This window comes from Streptomyces sp. NPDC048191 (genome assembly GCF_040652655.1).
Classification (GTDB): domain Bacteria; phylum Actinomycetota; class Actinomycetes; order Streptomycetales; family Streptomycetaceae; genus Streptomyces.
On record NZ_JBEZMO010000013.1, the window covers coordinates 172889 to 187084 of the forward strand.

The 14196-nt window shown below is 73.5% G+C and carries 13 protein-coding genes; 9 read left to right on the forward strand and 4 right to left on the reverse strand.

Going from position 1 to position 14196, the window contains the following annotated elements; genetic code table 11:
- The first annotated feature begins 19 nt into the window (after nucleotides 1–19).
- Entirely contained in the window at nucleotides 20–1510 is a 1491-nt protein-coding gene (locus AB0D93_RS22220) for a cytochrome P450 (RefSeq protein ID WP_362121812.1), read from the forward strand.
- A 74-nt stretch (nucleotides 1511–1584) separates the two neighbouring features.
- Here AB0D93_RS22220 and AB0D93_RS22225 read toward each other — a convergent pair whose 3' ends face one another.
- Nucleotides 1585–2535, reverse strand: a complete 951-nt coding sequence (locus tag AB0D93_RS22225; protein ID WP_362121814.1) for a pseudouridine synthase — start codon at nucleotides 2533–2535, stop codon at nucleotides 1585–1587.
- 66 nt (nucleotides 2536–2601) lie between these two features.
- Here AB0D93_RS22225 and AB0D93_RS22230 point away from each other — a divergent pair, with 66 nt between their 5' ends.
- Together AB0D93_RS22230 and AB0D93_RS22235 are read left to right on the forward strand one after the other, a co-directional pair.
- A complete protein-coding gene (locus AB0D93_RS22230; protein ID WP_362121816.1) occupies nucleotides 2602–3183 on the forward strand; it encodes a GNAT family N-acetyltransferase in 582 nt (193 codons plus the stop codon).
- Nucleotides 3184–3276: 93 nt separating this feature from the next.
- The gene (locus tag AB0D93_RS22235) at nucleotides 3277–4215 is read left to right on the forward strand and encodes a 5'-nucleotidase (RefSeq protein WP_362121818.1); all 939 of its coding nucleotides are present in this window, start codon (nucleotides 3277–3279) and stop codon (nucleotides 4213–4215) included.
- A 35-nt stretch (nucleotides 4216–4250) separates the two neighbouring features.
- Here the strand turns inward: AB0D93_RS22235 and AB0D93_RS22240 are convergent, their stop codons facing one another.
- Entirely contained in the window at nucleotides 4251–5096 is an 846-nt protein-coding gene (locus AB0D93_RS22240) for a siderophore-interacting protein (RefSeq protein WP_362121820.1), read from the reverse strand.
- Between the two features lie 112 nt (nucleotides 5097–5208).
- Entirely contained in the window at nucleotides 5209–6138 is a 930-nt protein-coding gene (locus AB0D93_RS22245) for a 5'-3' exonuclease (RefSeq protein ID WP_362121822.1), read from the reverse strand.
- 122 nt (nucleotides 6139–6260) lie between these two features.
- Between AB0D93_RS22245 and AB0D93_RS22250 the strand changes: the two genes are divergently transcribed.
- The 4 genes from AB0D93_RS22250 (at nucleotide 6261) to AB0D93_RS22265 (ending at nucleotide 10860) form a co-directional block, all read left to right on the forward strand.
- The gene (locus AB0D93_RS22250) at nucleotides 6261–7337 is read left to right on the forward strand and encodes a glycine betaine/L-proline ABC transporter ATP-binding protein (protein ID WP_362121824.1); all 1077 of its coding nucleotides are present in this window, start codon (nucleotides 6261–6263) and stop codon (nucleotides 7335–7337) included.
- Entirely contained in the window at nucleotides 7330–9144 is a 1815-nt protein-coding gene (locus AB0D93_RS22255) for an ABC transporter permease/substrate binding protein (protein ID WP_362121826.1), read from the forward strand. The genes AB0D93_RS22250 and AB0D93_RS22255 overlap by 8 nt, the downstream gene beginning before the upstream one ends.
- Before the next feature lie 403 nt (nucleotides 9145–9547).
- Nucleotides 9548–10117, forward strand: coding sequence for a helix-turn-helix domain-containing protein (locus tag AB0D93_RS22260; protein ID WP_362121828.1), 570 nt, complete (start codon nucleotides 9548–9550; stop codon nucleotides 10115–10117).
- A complete protein-coding gene (locus AB0D93_RS22265) occupies nucleotides 10114–10860 on the forward strand; it encodes a helical backbone metal receptor (RefSeq protein ID WP_362121830.1) in 747 nt (248 codons plus the stop codon). The genes AB0D93_RS22260 and AB0D93_RS22265 overlap by 4 nt, the downstream gene beginning before the upstream one ends.
- Here the strand turns inward: AB0D93_RS22265 and AB0D93_RS22270 are convergent.
- A complete protein-coding gene (locus AB0D93_RS22270; protein ID WP_362121832.1) occupies nucleotides 10772–11935 on the reverse strand; it encodes a TDT family transporter in 1164 nt (387 codons plus the stop codon). The two genes, AB0D93_RS22265 and AB0D93_RS22270, sit on opposite strands and share 89 nt — an antisense overlap.
- 71 nt (nucleotides 11936–12006) lie before the next feature.
- Between AB0D93_RS22270 and AB0D93_RS22275 the strand changes: the two genes are divergently transcribed.
- A complete protein-coding gene (locus AB0D93_RS22275) occupies nucleotides 12007–12930 on the forward strand; it encodes a LysR family transcriptional regulator (protein WP_362121834.1) in 924 nt (307 codons plus the stop codon).
- Between the two features lie 98 nt (nucleotides 12931–13028).
- The gene (locus AB0D93_RS22280) at nucleotides 13029–13982 is read left to right on the forward strand and encodes a phosphotransferase (protein WP_362121836.1); all 954 of its coding nucleotides are present in this window, start codon (nucleotides 13029–13031) and stop codon (nucleotides 13980–13982) included.
- The last annotated feature ends 214 nt before the right edge of the window (nucleotides 13983–14196 follow it).

The following is a 14196-nucleotide window of genomic DNA, read 5'->3' on the forward strand; positions in this document are numbered from 1 at the left end:
TTCGTTCCGGAGCGACACCGTGACGTCTGAACACTCCTCGCCGACCGACACCGACACCACCCCCGGCCCGCCGCCGGGCTGCCCCGCGCACGGCCTCGGCCCCGGCGGGCTGCACCGGCTCTACGGCCCCGACGCCGCGGACCTGGGCGACCTCTACGAGCGGCTGCGCGAGCAGTACGGCTCCGTGGCACCCGTGCTGCTGCACGAGGACGTACCGATGTGGGTGGTCCTCGGGCACGCCGAGAACCTGCATCTGGTGCGCAGCCCCTCGCTGTACACCCGCGACAGCCGGATCTGGAGCCCGCTGGCGGAGGGCTCGGTCAAGCCCGACCACCCGCTCATGCCGCACATCGCCTGGCAGCCGATCTGCTCGCACGCCGAGGGCGACGAGCACCAGCGGCTGCGCGCGGCGGTCACCGCGGCCATGTCCACCATGGACCACCGCACCCTGCGCCGCCACATCGGCCGCTACACCCAGGGCCTGGTCAACAGCTTCTGCGAACGCGGCCGGGCCGACCTGGTCTCCCAGTTCGCCGAGCATCTGCCGATGGCCGTCATGTGCGAGATCCTCGGCATGCCCGAGGAGTACAACGACCGGATCGTGCACGCCGCGCGGGACGCCCTGAAGGGCACCGAGACCGCCATCCAGAGCCACACCTACGTCATGGACGCGCTGAGCCGGCTCACCAGCCGGCGCCGCGCCCAGCCCGAGGACGACTTCACCAGCCACCTCGTCACCCACCCGGCCGGACTCAGCGACGACGAGGTCCGCGAACACCTGCGTCTCGTCCTCTTCGCGGCCTACGAGGCCACCGCGAACCTCCTCGCCAACGCGCTGCGCATGGTCCTCACCGAGCCGGGCTTCCGTGCCCAGCTCAGCGGCGGCCAGATGACCGTGCCGGAGGCGATCGAGCAGTCCCTGTGGGACGAGCCGCCGTTCAGCACCGTCTTCGGCTACTACGCCAAGCAGGACACCGAGCTGGGCGGGCAGCGCATCCGCAAGGGCGACGGCCTGCTCTTCGCGCCCGCACCGGGCAACCTCGACCCGCGCATCCGCCCCGACCTGTCCGCGAACATGCAGGGCAACCGCTCCCACCTCGCCTTCGGCGGCGGCCCGCACGAGTGCCCCGGCCAGGACATCGGCCGCGCCATCGCCGACGTCGGCGTCGACGCCCTGCTGGTGCGGCTGTCCGACATCCAACTCGACTGCCCGGAAGAGCAGTTGCGCTGGCGCTCGTCCATCGCCTCCCGGCACCTGGTGTCCCTGCCCGTGCGCTTCGAGCCGAAGCCGCAGCAGGACGTCAACGTCCCGGCGAGGCCGATGGCCGTCCCGCCGCAGCGCACCACCCGGCAGGCCGCCGGCCCGCGCCCCGACCAGGCCCAGGCCCTCGAACCGCGCACCGCCGGCTCCCGCCCCGCCCTGCCCGAGCCCTACCCCACGGCTCCGGAACCGGCACCCCGCCCACGGGGCGTCTGGCAGCGGTTCCTTCACTGGTGGCGCGGCGAGTGACCGGACGGTCGGTGCGGCGCCGGCCGGGGGGCTGTGTCCGGGATGCGGCTACCGCCGCGACCGGGGCGGGCCCCTCAGGCCCGCCCGGCCCAGCTGTCGTACGACTCCCAGGCCTGGAGCACGCGTGAGCTGACGAACGTGTGCTCCGCGCCGGTGACCGGGTCGGTGAACTCCAGCCTGCGCGCGAGCAGTTGCAGCGGACGCCGGAAGTCACCGGCCGGCACCGGGCCGGTCACCTCCGGATACAGCGGGTCGCCGAGGACGGGCACGCCGAGCGCGTTCAGATGCACCCGCAGCTGATGGGTCTGACCCGTCGCCGGGAACAGCCGGTAGCGGCCCAACCCGCCTCGGTGCCCGGCCAGTTCCACGTACGTCTCGGCGTTCGGCTCGCCCTCGACCTCCCGGGCCGCCTGTACCCCGCGCTCCTTCACGATCCGGCTGCGCACGGTCCGGGGCAGGGCCAGAAAGGGGTCGTACGGCGCGACCGCCTCGTACTCCTTGCGCACCAGCCGGTCCCGGAACAGCGTCTGGTACGCACCGCGCTCCTGCGGCCGCACCGTGAACAGCACCAGCCCCGCGGTCAGCCGGTCCAGGCGGTGCGCCGCGCTCAGTGCCGGGATGCCCAGCTCGCGCCGCAGCCGGGCCAGCGCGGTCTGCGTCACATGACTGCCGCGCGGGGTCGTGGCCAGGAAGTGCGGCTTGTCGGCCACGACGATGTGCGCGTCCCGGTGGACGACCTCCACCGGGAACGGCACCGGCACCTCGGCGGGCAGCTCGCGGTGGAACCACACGAACATCCCCGGCTCGTACGGCGCGTCCGGGGCGACCGGCCGCCCGTCGGCGCCGACGATCAGCCCCGCCTCGAACATCGACGCCACCACGCCGGGCCCGGCCCCCGTCAGCCGTTCCACCAGGTGCTCCCGCACGGTGGCCCACGTCCCGTGGTGCGGCAGCCGCACCCGCACGGGATCGACACCGTCGCGCTGGGGGAGCGGGGCGGGCGGGGGCGGTGTGCGACGTCTCATCGGGGTCCAGGGTACGAGGCGGAAACCGGGTGCGACGACGGCCGGATGATCGGCAGGATGCGGATCATGCCGTATCTCACCAGCCCGGTCGTGCCGGCCGGAACCCTCGCCCGTCTCTCCCAGCCCACCCTCTGTGCCGGCGGCGGCCTGCGGCTGCGGCCCTGGCGGGCCGAGGACGCGCCCGCCGTGCACGCCGCCTTCCAGGACCCGTTGATGCACCAGTGGCACATCAGGGCCGCGGACTCCGAGGAGGAGGTCGCCGGCTGGATCGCGCGCTGGCAGGAGGGCTGGCAGCACGAGCGGGAGGCCCAGTGGGCCGTGGCGGACGCGGACACCGGCGAGCTGCTGGGCCGGGTCGCGCTGCGCGAGATCCTGCTCGGCGACGGCGTCGCCGAGGTCGCCTACTGGACGGTGGCTCGGGCGCGTGGCCGGGGGGTCGCGGTCCGGGCCACCACCACCCTGTCCCGCTGGGCGTTCGAGGAGATCGGCCTGCACCGCCTCGAACTCTCGCACGCCACCGCCAACGAGGCCTCCTGCCGGGTCGCCGCGAAGGCGGGCTTCGCCGTCGAGGGCACCAGGCGCAGCGCCCTGCTCCACCCCGACGGCTGGCACGACATGCACCTGCACGCACGCGTGCGGGGCGACTGACCGGTGCCCGGTCCTCGTGCCGGCCGCCCTCCTGCTCGGAAGTCCTTCCTCGGCACGGACACCTTCCCGCGGCTGCCTGTGAAGATGGAGCGCATGCCGGCCTATGACCTCGCGAACCGACTCGTCGTCGGAGTCGCCTCCAGCGCCCTGTTCGACCTGCGGGAGTCGGACGCCGTCTTCCGCGAGCAGGGCGAGGAGGCCTACCGGGCCTACCAGGAGCAGCACGTGGACCACACGCTCCGGCCCGGCGTCGCGTTCGGGTTCCTGCGTAGGCTGCTGTCGCTGAACGACCTCGGTGAGCCGGACGATCCGCTCGTCGAGGTCATCATCCTCTCCCGCAACGACCCCGACACGGGCCTGCGGGTCATGCGGTCGATCGAGGCCCATGAACTGCCGGTCAGCCGCGCCGTGTTCATGCAGGGCAGGGCGCCCTACGCGTTCATGACCGCGCTGAACATGTCCCTGTTCCTGTCCGCGAACGGCGACGACGTACGGGAGGCGGTCGCGGCCGGCCTGCCGGCCGGGCATGTGCTCGGATCGGCGTACGCGGACGACCCGGCGGACCGGGAACTGCGGATCGCGTTCGACTTCGACGGGGTGCTCGCCAGTGATGCCGCCGAGCAGGTGTACCAGTCCGGCGGCCTGGAGGAGTTCCGCGCGCACGAGACCCGCAACGCGGCGACCCCGCACGACCCGGGCCCGCTGCGGGACTTCCTCGCCGGGGTGAACCGGATACAGCGCCGGGAGGAGGAGCGGCGCAGGACCGACCCGGACTACCCGAGCCGGGTCCACGTCTCCCTCGTGACCGCGCGTGCCGCGCCGGCGCACGAGCGGGCCGTGCGCAGCCTGAAGCAGTGGGGCGTGACGGTCAACGGTGCCTTCTTCCTCGGGGGCATCGAGAAAGGCGCGGTGATGAAGGTGCTCCGGCCGCACATCTTCTTCGACGACCAGGTGACCCACCTGCGGAGCACGTCCCTGACCACGCCGAGCGTGCACATCCCGTTCGGCAGGATCAACGAGACGGCCCGCTGAGAGCGGCCCCCTCGGACCACCGCTCGGGCCACCCCTCAGGCCGCCGCCGCGCCGCCCTCCTGCTCGACCTCGATACGGGCGTTCCACTCCCGCTTGGAGGCCTGCCAGCCGTCCTCGTCGTGACCCAGGCGCCAGTAGCCGGAGATCGACAGGTCCTCGCGCGGGATCTGGAGCTCGACCCGCAGCAGCCGGCGCAGCTCCTTCACGAAGCCCGCCTCGCCGTGCACGAACGCCTGCACCCGGCCCTCGGGGAACTCGAGCCCCCGTACGGCCTCCACCAGCGCCTCGCCGACCGGCCGGTCCCCGCGGTGCAGCCAGACGACCTTCGCGTCGGAGTCGATCTTCTGCTCCTCGCCGGGGCCGGACACCTCCACGAAGGCGTGCGCACGGGCGCCGGCGGGAAGCGTCTCCAGGGCCCGCGCGATCGCGGGCAGCGCGCTCTCGTCACCGGCGAGCAGATGCCAGTCGGCCGCCGGGTCGGGGGCGTAGGCGCCGCCGGGGCCCATGAAGCGCACGGTCTCACCCGGGCGCACCCGCGTCGCCCACGGTCCGGCCAGGCCCTCGTCGCCGTGGACCACGAAGTCCAGGGTCAGCTCGCGGTGTTGCGGGTCCCAGGCGCGCACGGTGTACGTCCGCGTCACCGGCCACTGCTCCCGCGGGAACTCCGCACGGATCCGCTCCAGATCGAAGGGCTCCGGGTAGCTCACGCCGTCGGGGCCGAAGAGAAGCTTCACATAGTGGTCGGTGCAGGTGTCCGCCGCGAAGTCGGCCAGGCCCTCCCCGCCGAGCACCACCCGCTGCATGTGCGGGCTCAGCCGCTCGGTGCGGACCACCTGAGCGGTGCGGGGCTTGCGCGGCTTCCGTCCCGGACGCTCTGCCATCACGACCTCCTGCAAAATGGTTAGGTTTACCTAAGTTAGCACCTCGCTCCTGTGCAACACCTCTTTCCCGGCTCCTGGATGAGAGCCCTTTGCCGGAAAATTCCGCTCGACGTCACCCGGTTCCCCCGGCGAGGGTGGTCAGCAGCCGCTGCAGGGAGCCGCCCAGCCCCCACCGCTTGGCCAGCTGCTCCAGCGCGGCCGCGTCGCGCGGGGTGTGCGGGAGGGTCGTGTCCACGTCCGGCAGGGGCACGTCGTCGGCCACCCGCACCACCTTCGGCGCGACCGCGACATACGGACGGGCCTCGGTGAGCCGCTTGCGCTGCGACGGCGTGAGCCTGGCCCGCGGGTCGTCCACCGCGGCCATGATCCCGGCCAGGTCGCCGAACTCGGCCAGCAGCTTCGCGGCCGTCTTCTCACCGATCCCGGCCACGCCCGGCAGGCCGTCGCTCGGGTCGCCGCGCAGCAGCGCCAGATCCGCGTACCCTCGCCCGTCGACGCCATACTTCTCGCGCAGCACCGCCTCGTCGGTCAGCTGCAGCGTGCCGACGCCCTTCAGTGGGTACAGCACCCGGATCCCGCGTGTGTCGTCCACCAGCTGGTACAGGTCGCGGTCGCCGGTGACGATGTCGACCGGCCCCACGGCGCGCGCGGTGAACGTGCCGATCACGTCGTCCGCCTCGTACCGCGCGACGCCGACCCGGGCGATCCCGAGCGCGTCCAGCACCTCCTCGATGACCGGCACCTGCGGGGAGAGGGTGTCGGGCACCTCCTCCTCGTCCGGCGCGCCCTCGTGCTCCTCGGCGACCCGGTGCGCCTTGTAGGTGGGGATGAGGTCCACCCGCCACTGCGGCCGCCAGTCCGCGTCCATGCACGCCACCAGTTGCTGCGGCCGGTGGTCCTTGACCAGCCGGTCGATGAAGTCCAGCAGCCCGCGCACGGCGTTCACGGGGGTGCCGTCCGGCGCCTTCACGGAGTCCGGGACGCCGAAGTAGGCGCGGAAGTACAGCGATGCGGTGTCGAGGAGCATGAGTCGTCCGGTCACGCTCGCATCATGCCGTACGGCACTGACAGCCACGGTGATGTGAGGTGAACCACTTAAAAGTTTGACCATGTCGATCCCGGGGAGGCGCCGCCTCTGTCATGTCCCCGAGACGAGAGGCACGCGTGCAACCGAGGCTTGAGGCCGAGCACCTGTTCAAGGTGTTCGGCAGACGACCGGAGCAAGCGGCGGAACGCCTGCGGCAGGGCGCCGACCGGGAGGAGCTGCGCGCCGACGGCACCACCGCCGCCGTCATCGACGCCTCCTTCCGTGTCGAGGCGGGCGAGATCTTCGTCGTCATGGGCCTGTCCGGCTCAGGCAAGTCCACCCTGCTGCGCATGCTCAACGGCCTGCTGGAGCCGACCGCGGGCAGCGTCCGCTTCGACGGCCAGGATCTCACCGCGCTCAGCGCCCGCGACCTGCGCGAGCTGCGCTCCAGGAAGATCAGCATGGTGTTCCAGCACTTCGCGCTGTTCCCGCACCGCAGCGTCCGCGACAACGCCGCCTACGGCCTGGAAGTGCAGGGCGTGCCCCGCGCCGAGCGCGAGCGCCGCGCCGACGAGGCGCTCGCCCTGTGCGGCCTGGCCGGCTGGGAGGGCTCCTGGCCCGACGAACTGTCCGGCGGCATGCAGCAGCGCGTCGGCCTCGCCCGCGCCCTCGCCACCGACGCCGACCTGCTCCTGATGGACGAGTCCTTCAGCGCCCTGGACCCGCTGATCCGCCGCGACATGCAGGACCAGCTCCTCGAACTGCAGAAGACCCTGAAGAAGACCATCGTCTTCATCACCCACGACCTCAACGAGGCCATGCGCCTCGGCGACCGCATCGCGGTGATGCGCGACGGCCGGATCGTGCAGACCGGCACCGCCGAGGACATCCTGCTGCGTCCGGAGAACGACTACGTCGCCTCCTTCATCCAGGACGTCGACCGCTCCCGCGTGCTGACGGCGGGCGCCCTGATGGACACCTCCGTCACCGGCGACGCCCCCCTGTGCGGCTGCGAGACCGCGACCCGCGAGACGCCGTTCGTGGAACTCTGCGCGATCAGCGCCCGGTTGTCGCACCGCGTCTCCGTGGTGGACGAGGCGAACCGGGTCATCGGTGTCGTGCCGAGGCAGCGGCTGGTCGGCTTCCTCGGCGACGAGACGGCCGGTCCCGCATCCTGTGACAACCCGGACGGAAAGGTGACCAGCCGTGCCTAGGATCCATCTCGGCGACTGGGTCGACTCGGGCGTCAACTGGCTGGTCGGCCACCTCTCCTGGCTCTTCGACGCCGTCAAGGCGGTCATGGAGGGCATGTACAACGGCATCGACGCCGTCCTCGGCGCGCCCGCCCCGCTGCTGATGGCGGGCATCCTCGCCGTCATCGCCTGGTGGCTGCGCGGACTGCTCGCCGGCGTCCTCGCCTTCGCCGGATTCGCGCTGGTCGACTCCCTGGACCTGTGGGACCGGGCCATGTCCACGCTCGCCCTGGTCCTCGTGGCGACCGTGATCGCGCTGGTGATCTCGGTCCCGCTGGGCATCTGGGCGGCCCGCTCCAAGGCGGTCAGCGCGGCCGTACGGCCGGTCCTGGACCTGCTCCAGACCATGCCGTCGATGGTCCTGCTGATCCCGGCCATGCTCTTCTTCGGCCTCGGCACCGCCGCCGGCGTCGTCGCCACCCTGATCTTCGCGCTCGCCCCCGGTGTCCGCATGACCGAGCTGGGCATCCGCCAGGTCGACGCCGAACTGGTCGAGGCCGCGGAGGCGTTCGGCACCACCCCGCGCGACATCCTGTGGCGCGTCCAGCTGCCGCTCGCCCTGCCGACCATCATGGCCGGCGTCAACCAGGTGATCATGCTGGGCCTGTCCATGGTCGTCATCGCCGGCATGGTCGGCACCGGCGGCCTCGGCGGTGCCGTGAACGAGGCCATCGGCCAGCTCGACATCGGGTACGGCTTCGAGGCCGGCGTCGGCATCGTCGTGCTCGCCATCTACCTGGACCGCGTCACCGGAGCGCTCGGCACCCAGCTCTCCCCGCTGGGCCGCCGGGCCGCCGCCAAGGCGCCCACGCGCGCGTGGACCCACCGCCCGCGCCCGGCCGTCGCCGTCGTCGGCGTGGTCGTCCTCGCACTCGTCGCGGGCGGAATGGGGGTCTTCGGCTCCTCCACCGGCACCTCCGAGGCCTCCGGCACGGACGTCGGCAAGGGCAAGGAGATCAAGATCGGCTACATCCCCTGGGACGAGGGAGTGGCCTCGACCTTCCTCTGGAAGGAGATCCTGGAGGAACGCGGCTTCAAGGTCACCACCACCCAGTACGCGGCCGGCCCCCTCTACACCGGCCTCGCCACGGGCCAGCTCGACTTCGAGACCGACTCCTGGCTGCCCACCACCCACGCCGAGTACTGGAAGAAGTACGGCAAGCAGCTCGACGACCTCGGCTCCTGGTTCGGGCCCACCTCCCTGGAACTGACCGTCCCGTCGTACGTGAAGGACGTGAACTCCCTCGCGGACCTGAAGGACCACGCCTCCGAGTTCGGCGGCAAGATCGTCGGCATCGAGCCCAGCGCGGGCGAGATGGGCCTGCTCAAGAGCAAGGTCCTCAAGGCGTACGGCCTCGACGGCACGTACGAGGTGATCGACGGCTCCACCCCGGCCATGCTCGCCGAGCTCAAGCGCGCCTACGCCAGGAAGCAGCCGGTCGTGGTCACGCTGTGGTCCCCGCACTGGGCCTACAGCGACTACGACCTGAAGAAGCTCGGGGACCCCGAGGGCGCCTGGGGCAAGGGCGACGGCGTGCACACCCTCGCCCGCAAGGGCTTCGCCGGCGACAACCCCCAGGTCGGCAGGTGGCTGAAGGACTTCTCCATGACCGAGAAGCAGCTCACGACCCTGGAGTCGCAGATCCAGAAGGCGGGCAAGGGCAAGGAGCAGGCCGCCGTGCGCACCTGGCTCCGCCAGAACCCCGGCCTGGTCGACAAGTGGGCCCCGGTCGCGAAGAAGGAGGCCGGCACCCGGGCGGCCGGGTGAGCCGAGAGCCTGGCGGCCGGGTGACCTGACGACTGGCCCGGACCGCCGCCCGAGGGGCGGGTCACGGACGCCGAGAGCGTCCGCGGCCCGCCCCTCGCGGCACCCGTGCGCACGGCAAGGATCCGGCCAATCGCAGAGCGTGACGACCGTCGGGCCGGGCGGAGCCGTCCGGCCCCGCTGTCGGCATATTCACCGTCGGCCCGGACCCGTACCGTACGGGCCGCGGCCCCGTCACTCTGGCGCGAACCCTGAGGGTGGGGGGCTCGTCGGCATGTCGGGGATGTGACAGAGACGTGAAACGGTTTGCCGAACATGCGTAGGGTGCAGTGAAGTCATCAGAAGGGGTGCGTCCGACCCGGGCACCCGGACAGCGGCACGACGAGCGAGGGAGGGAGCCGGAGCGATGGGTGACCACAAAGAACAGCCCGTGCGGGTGGGCGCGGCCGTCCGGCGGCGCCGCCGTGCCCTGGAACTGACCCTCGCCGCGGTGGCCGAGCGCAGCGGATTGTCGGTGCCCTTCCTCAGCCAGGTCGAGAACGACCGGGCCCGCCCCAGCCGCACCTCCCTGGAGAAGCTCGCCGACGCCCTGCGCACCACGGCCGTCGAACTCCTCGCCGCCGCCGACCCGGCCGCCAGCGTGGACCTCGTGCGCGCCGACCCGGGCGCCGAGGACGACTTCGAGCCCCGGACCCGCTCCCTGGTCCGCGGCCACCACCAGCTGCACGCGTCCGAGTTCACCGGGGACCACGACGCCGGCCGCGAGTTCCAGCACCGCAACGACGAGCTGATGTACGTCGCCGACGGCGCGGTGGAGATCGAGGCCGAGGGGCGTGCGTATCGGCTCGGCCGGGGCGACACCCTGTACCTGACGGGCGGGGTCCGGCACCGGTGGCGGGCGACCGTCCCGGACACGCGGGTCGTCGTGGTGGCGGTCGCCGAACACATCGAGGCCGTCCAGGACCGGTCCCGTTGAGTGACCCGCGGGCCTCTTCGGGGGCGCGCGTCGTCTCGCTGGTCCCGTCCCTCACCGAGGCCGTGGCGGAGACGCTCCCCGGAGCCCTCGTCGGCGCCACCGACTGGTGCAGTCACCCGGCGGACCTGGACGTCACCCGGATCGGCGGTACGAAGAACCCCGACCTCGAGCGCGTGCTCGCCCTCGCCCCCGATCTGGTGATCGCCAACGAGGAGGAGAACCGGGCCCCGGACCTCGACGCGCTGCGCGCCGCGGGCCTGGACGTGCTGGTCACCGAGGTGCGGAGCGTCCCGCAGGCCTTCGCCGAGCTGGCCCGGGTGCTCGCTGCCTGCGGCGCCCCCGCTCGCCCGGACTGGCTGGCGCAGGCGGAGGCCGCCTGGGCGGCGCTGCCGCGGCCCGGGAGCCGTACGACGGCGGTCGTGCCGGTCTGGCGCCGGCCGTGGATGGTCCTCGGCCGGGACACCTTCGCGGGCGACGTCCTGGCCCGGCTCGGCGTCGGCCACCTGTACGCCGGCCACCCCGAGCGCTACCCCCGCGTCCCGCTGGAGGAGCTGCGCGCGGCGGCCCCGGACGTGGTGGTCCTGCCCGACGAGCCGTACCGCTTCACCGCGGACGACGGCCCGGAGGCCTTCCCCGGTCTGCGCTGCGCCCTGGTCAGCGGGCGGCATCTGACCTGGTACGGGCCGTCCCTGGCCGAGGCGCCGGGGGTGCTGTCCGCGGCGCTGCGGGCAACTCGCCGCTGAGCAGGCCCCGTACGGTACCGAATGCGGCCGCCGACCAGGCGGCGACCAGCACGGCGTACAGCCCGGCGGCCAGCCAGTCGTAGGCCACGAGACCCGTGTGCCGGGCCAGCGCCGTGGCGCCGGTGACACAGGTGCCCACGGGGAAGGTGAACGCCCACCAGGACATCGTGAACCCCATGCCCTGCCGCCGGGCCCGGACCACGTGTGCGGCCGCCAGCGCCAGCCACAGCAGCGCGAACCCCATGACCGGCACCCCGTACAGCATCACGAAGACGCCGAGGCCGCGGACGCAGGGGGCCGGTACGACCCCCGGAGCCGCGTCCGCGATCTTGCCGACCGCGGTGGTGGACTGCCCGAGCGGGCCGAGGACCAGGAACAGGGTCGGGGTGAGGGCGAGCGGCAGCGGGGCCGAGAGGATCCGGGCGAAGACCGGCGCCAGCATCAGCAGCGTCGCGAACAGGCTCAGCCCGAACAGCGCGAGGCATGCCAGCAGCAGGGTCGCGCGGGGCTGCCCCGCCGGCAGATGCGGCACCAGCAGCGGGCCGAGCGCGGCGGACACCATGGGCGCGACCAGCGGCAGCAGCCACGCCGGGGTCGCCCGCGCGGGCTCGACGCGATGGCGCACGGCCATCAGGTACGGGACGGCCACGACGGCCACCAGCCCGACCGCGGTGCCGGCGGTGAACAGTACGGCGTCCAGGGCGACGGCCGCGCCGGTGCCGAGCACACGCTGCCCGACCGTCAGGGCGCCGCCGCCGACGGCCAGCAGGGCCATCGACAGACAGCCGTAGAACGGGGCCACGGCCGGGTCGAGGAGATCGGCGCGGGCCTGGTCGCGGTGGTGGATCCAGTGCAGGGCCCGGGCCGTGAGCAGGACCACGAGCAGGACCAGGGACAGCGCCCACACCGCCGCGAGGAGGTCGGGCAGGCCGGCCGCGTGCGCGGGCAGCGCGCGGCCGGCCGAGGCGAGGCCGGCGGTGCCCATGACGGCGGCGTACCAGTGGGGGCCGAGGCCGCGGAGCCGGGCGACGCGCGGGACGGTAACGGCCGGCAGGGGAGGGGCTGCGGTGATCATGGGTGCAACGGTCCCGCCACCGCCCGCGGCCGACCAGGGAGTTCCTTGCTATGAGGGCATAACCTGTATTTATGAGTGAGGCGGAGGGGCGGCGAGAGCGCGCGGAATCACTGGCGCACCGGGTGCCCGACCTGGCCGCGCTGGAGCTGCTGCTGGCGGTGGCGCGGCTGGGCAGCCTCGGCGCGGCGGCACGCGAGGTGGGCATCACCCAGCCCGCCGCCAGCAGCCGGATCCGCTCCATGGAACGACAGCTCGGCGTGGCCCTGGTCGACCGCTCGCCGCGCGGCTCCCGGCTCACGGACGCCGGCGCCCTGGTCACGGACTGGGCCCGCCGGGTCGTGGAGGCGGCGGCGGCCTTCGACGCGGGCGCGCGGGCGCTGCGGGACCGGCGGGACTCGCGCCTCAGGGTCGCGGCGAGCATGACCATCGCCGAGTACCTGCTGCCCGGCTGGCTCCTCGCGCTGCACGCCGAGCGCCCGGACACGGCCGTCTCCCTCCTCGCCGGCAACTCGGCGAAGGTCGCGGAACTGCTCCTGACCGATGAGGCGGACGTCGGGTTCGTGGAGGGGCTGACGGTGCCGACGGGCCTGGACTCCGTCGTCATCGCCCGCGACCGCCTGATCGTCGTCACCGCGCCCGGCCATCCCTGGGCCCGCCGCCGGCGCCCCCTGAGGCCGGAGGAACTGGCCGCCACCCCCCTGATCCTGCGTGAGCGCGGCTCCGGCACCCGGCAGGTACTGGACGCGGCACTGGGCGGCCTGGCGCGGCCCCTGATCGAGCTGTCCTCCACCACGGCGGTCAAGGCCTCCGCGGTCAGCGGCGCGGGCCCCTCGGTCCTCAGCGAGCTCGCCGTGGGCGAGGAACTGTCGATGCGGCGCCTGGTCAGCATCCCGGTGGAGGGCGTGTCGCTGCGCCGCGACCTGCGCGCGGTCTGGCCCACGGGACACCGGCCCACGGGGCCTGCGCGGGAGTTGTTGTCGCTCACGCGGGGGTGACGGCGACCGGCCCCCTCCGACCCGCACGCCCCGCGGCCCTGCGGCGATACCCGAAAACCCTTGGCCCGGCGGCCAGGCAACCCGGCACCATGCTGCGCATGACTCTCACCGCCCCGCCCGCCACGGGCGTCCGTGCCCCGTGGGAAGACCTCCCGCCCGTCGTCCGTGACGCCGTCGGCGAGGTGCTCGGGGCGCCGGTGGTGACGGCCGTGACGCAGAACGGCGGCTTCTCGCCCGGCGTGGCCGCACGCGTGCGCACCGCGGCGGGCGGCACCGGTTTCGTCAAGGCGGTGAGCGCCGAGGCCAACCCGCACAGCCCCGGCCTGCACCGCCGGGAGGCGCGGAACGCCGCCGCGCTCCCGGCCGCCGTACCCGCGCCGCGGCTGCTCGGCACGTACGACGACGGCACCTGGGTGGCGCTGGTCTTCGAGGAGGTGGCGGGGCGTCAGCCGCAGGTGCCCTGGCGGCCGGACGAGTTGCGCCGGGTGCTCGACGCCGTGGCCGTGCTCGGCCGCGCCGGCACGCCCTGCCCCATCGACGCGCCGCCGGTCGCCGAGGGACTGGCCGACGACTTCACCGGCTGGCGTGGCCTTCTCGACGGCGAGGCCGGTGACGTGCGCGACCGGCTCGGTGCCTGGACCGCCGGCCACCTGGCCGACCTCGCCGCGCTGGAGGCCCGCTGGGCCGAGGGCGCCTCGGGGGACACCCTGGCCCATGCGGACCTGCGCGCGGACAACGTGCTGCTCACGGCCGACGGGGGCGTCGTCTTCGTGGACTGGCCGCACGCCCTGCGCGCCGCGCCCTGGTTCGACCTGCTCATCATGCTGCCGTGCGTACGGGCGCAGGGCGGGCCCGATCCCGAGGAGGTGTTCACCGCGCACCCGCTGGGCCGCGACGCCGACCCGGACGCCGTGACCGCCGCGCTCGCCGCCCTCACCGGCTACTTCCTGCGCAGCTCCCTGAACCCGGCACCGCCGGGCCTGCCCACCCTGCGCCCCTTCCAGCGCGCCCAGGGCGACGTGGCCCTGGAGTGGCTCAGAAAGCGGCTGTGATCACGTTTCCGCGAGCCGTGTAGCCGACGTCGTCGCGGGCGGAACCGGTCGTGGAGCTATGAAGCCGACGTCGTTGCGACCGGCTCGGGGGCGCGAGGAACCGCGCGCCCGGCGGCGTCGGCAGCCGGCCGCAGGGGCAGCGGCGCCCACCCGTTCCCGCTCAGTCCGCGGCAGTCACCCGCAGGTCCTCGCTCATCGCGGGCGGAACCGGTCG

Excerpts from the sequence above, each read along its gene's own strand:
- AB0D93_RS22225 (WP_362121814.1), bottom strand. The coding sequence starts at position 2,535 with ATGAGACGTCGCACACCGCCCCCGCCCGCCCCGCTCCCCCAGCGCGAC.
- AB0D93_RS22230 (WP_362121816.1), top strand. The coding sequence starts at position 2,602 with ATGCCGTATCTCACCAGCCCGGTCGTGCCGGCCGGAACCCTCGCCCGT.
- AB0D93_RS22235 (WP_362121818.1), top strand. The coding sequence starts at position 3,277 with ATGCCGGCCTATGACCTCGCGAACCGACTCGTCGTCGGAGTCGCCTCC.
- AB0D93_RS22240 (WP_362121820.1), bottom strand. The coding sequence starts at position 5,096 with ATGGCAGAGCGTCCGGGACGGAAGCCGCGCAAGCCCCGCACCGCTCAG.
- AB0D93_RS22260 (WP_362121828.1), top strand. The coding sequence starts at position 9,548 with ATGGGTGACCACAAAGAACAGCCCGTGCGGGTGGGCGCGGCCGTCCGG.
- AB0D93_RS22270 (WP_362121832.1), bottom strand. The coding sequence starts at position 11,935 with ATGATCACCGCAGCCCCTCCCCTGCCGGCCGTTACCGTCCCGCGCGTC.
- AB0D93_RS22275 (WP_362121834.1), top strand. The coding sequence starts at position 12,007 with ATGAGTGAGGCGGAGGGGCGGCGAGAGCGCGCGGAATCACTGGCGCAC.
- AB0D93_RS22280 (WP_362121836.1), top strand. The coding sequence starts at position 13,029 with ATGACTCTCACCGCCCCGCCCGCCACGGGCGTCCGTGCCCCGTGGGAA.